At 51.4% G+C, this 2,718-nt stretch carries 1 protein-coding gene and 1 pseudogene; both read right to left on the reverse strand.

Annotated features, from left to right (window positions below; genetic code table 11):
• Window positions 1-1,415 (reverse strand): VWA domain-containing protein (locus Q0294_RS06015; RefSeq protein WP_299461926.1); only part of this gene is annotated, 1,415 nt, incomplete at its 3' end.
• A 196-nt stretch (window positions 1,416-1,611) separates the two neighbouring features.
• Window positions 1,612-2,718, reverse strand: a pseudogene (locus Q0294_RS06020) (VWA domain-containing protein); the annotation flags it as partial.

A 2,718-nucleotide genomic window follows, 5' to 3' on the forward strand; every position in this document is an offset into this window, starting at 1 on the left:
AGCCCCATCGCGCGAATGGCTTTGGGAACTTCCTTGCTGCCCATTGCATAGAATTCTTTCTGCGTAATGGGATAGTAGAGTTCTCTGACATTCAACTGCGGGTCCAGATGCGGATTGAGCGTGACAATCACTTTCCAGATCGCAGTGCGAAACTTGCTGGCGCTGCGGGTCGCGTCATAATCGCGCCGCGACATCAGCAGCGGCTGATATTCTTTCATGTCCTGAAAACGGAACTGGCGATCGGCTTTGCTGCCCGCTCCTGCGAGATCTCCTTCTTTACCGGGCAACACGAAGAAAATGCCACCAGTCTCACGGGCAATTCGCACCTGTTCATAAGGGCCAAAGCCGGCAGAAAAAGCATCCCAGCGACCGTGTAGACCATCATACTGCAACGCTTCCGGAAACGCGGTTTCCGGTCCCCGATTAATCTGAATCCAGAAAGGTAAATCATATTGGGGGTCTTTCCAGATCTGGCGGGCATAGGGATAACCGAAGACGGATTCCCGCCCCAGAATATAGATTGGCGTTTTGGCGCGTTTGGCGCGGGTGATCACTTCTTCCACAGCGGCACCATCGTCACCCGATTCATCGGTCACCAGGACGAGACACAGTCTGCGATCCGCCTTGCGCGCCATGAGGGCATATTTGTCAATCGTTGCCGAGACAGTCTGACACATATTTTCCAGGCCGGATTCATCCGTCGGAATTTTCGTAATCGCTTCCTGAACTTCTTTCAGGTCGGTGGTCGGTTTGTCGGTAAGCACATGCACTGCGGCACCGTAACTGAGAATGGAAGTCAGCAGGGTCTGGTCGCGTGCCCGGGTCTTGGATTCCTCTTTGGCGGCAATTCCCAGCTCGCTATAGATTTTATTGAAGTTGTCGCGGATTTCCTTCTGGTCGTCTTTCATACTGCCTGATTCATCAAACAGCCAGACCACCATAATCTTTTCCTCACGCATGATGCGAATCAGTTCTTTGGAGATGCGGCTCATGGCGGTGCCATAACCGTCTACAACCGCGCCCACTTCACCGGTCACTTCACCAACGCCGAGGTCTGCGCCCAGAATATCATCGCCGGGAGCGGTAATTTCCCCCGCATTGATTTTGATTTCCGGTTCTTTCAGGCTCTCTGATGTTTCGATCTTCTGCGAGGAAATCGCCGAAGCCGCCGAAGCACCCACATTGGTGGAAACCATACCCCCCGACGTGACGCTCAGAGTTTCAGAGACCGACAGGTTCGTTTCCAGAACCTGCTCGAATTCTGCCTGATCCCGTTCATCGTCGAAAATCGTTTCAATCGCCACTTCGGGCTGGTTATCGGTGAGATGATGATGAATCATCCCCATACTCATCAGTATCACCGCGTGTACAATCAAAGATGTGAAAAAAGCTGAATAGTCTCGCGCTTGAGCCATCAGTAAAATCCCCCTGTCATTTTTCCCAGCAAAAACGCTGTTCAAAATGAGTGCCTGTGTAGACTCAACATACAGAATAGGTTGAGCCAATGTTTGATAAATTGATATGAAAAAAGAATTTTGAAATGCTTCTGATGATCAGAACAGTCCTTTCATCAACCTGCTGATTCCATGTGGTAAAAGCGGCTCCCCTCACTCAGATTTTGAGTGGCTGACCTGCCTGTCCCCCCCGTTTTTTGATTGCCTCATTTCTTTTACGCTCATCTTCTTCAAACTGTGGGTTTCGTTTCATAACTCGATTTCCCTGCGGGTCGAGATCCATCTTCGTTTCCTGCCAGGCCCAGCCCAACGGTTTATCCAGCTCTTTGGCGGCGAGAAAGGCCCAGGGAGTGCCGGGATGCTCATCGATGACTCCATTCAGCAGATCAGTGGCCTGCTTGCCCAGTTTTCGTACGGACGGGCTGGAACGCACATCTTTAGCGGGCACCAGTTTCCAGGCATTGTTGCCTTGCTTTTCGAATGCTTTCGGGGCGCTTTTCATATCCGCCAGCACGGTATTGTAGCCAAAGGCCCGCACGCGGAGTGCCAGCACCCGACCTAATGCCAGATCATAATTGGCACGCCACCGTGGTTCGGTAATTTTCTTACGATCCTGCAACCCCTGTTCCAGCATGATCTGCAGTTCATTCAAACCGTAGTCCAGTTCCGTTATCGGCTTTTGCGCTTCGGTAATTGCCTGTCGGAGCATCGTGTCATTGGCGGCTGGAAATTCCAAAGTGGGATTGGGGATTCGGCGTTTTGAGTTCAGTGTGGCCATTGCTGTCCCGACCAGAGCTTTTTTCGCCATATTCGTGCCGACTTTTTTCTCATAGTCACGGATGGAAATATAATCGGGGTGATACCCCCGCATGTCGGCCGCTTCAAACTTGGGACCGCCTTCCGTATCTTGTGTAATGAAATAAATTCCGTTGGTTTCCGCACACAGGCGGGTCAACCCATAAGGGCCGTAACCGGAAGAAAGCTGACGAATTTCATAACTGCTCTGCCCCCAGAAAGGCAACTTGATCCGTTCGGGCATCACGGTTTCCGGACCGGTTTCGGAGACGGCGGGTACATTTACTCCCGGTTCAATTTCAAAGGTGGTCACGACTTCGCGTTGGCCGAAAGGAGATGCGTTTCCGACCACATAACATTTAATGCCGTTCCGCTTGGTCAGCAGAATAGTCTCTTCCAGATTTTGTACTGCGTCGGTTCCTGCTTCGTCGGTCACGACAATGATCATCATGTTACGATGACTCTGTTT

The organism is uncultured Gimesia sp. (assembly GCF_937919775.1).
GTDB lineage: Bacteria > Planctomycetota > Planctomycetia > Planctomycetales > Planctomycetaceae > Gimesia.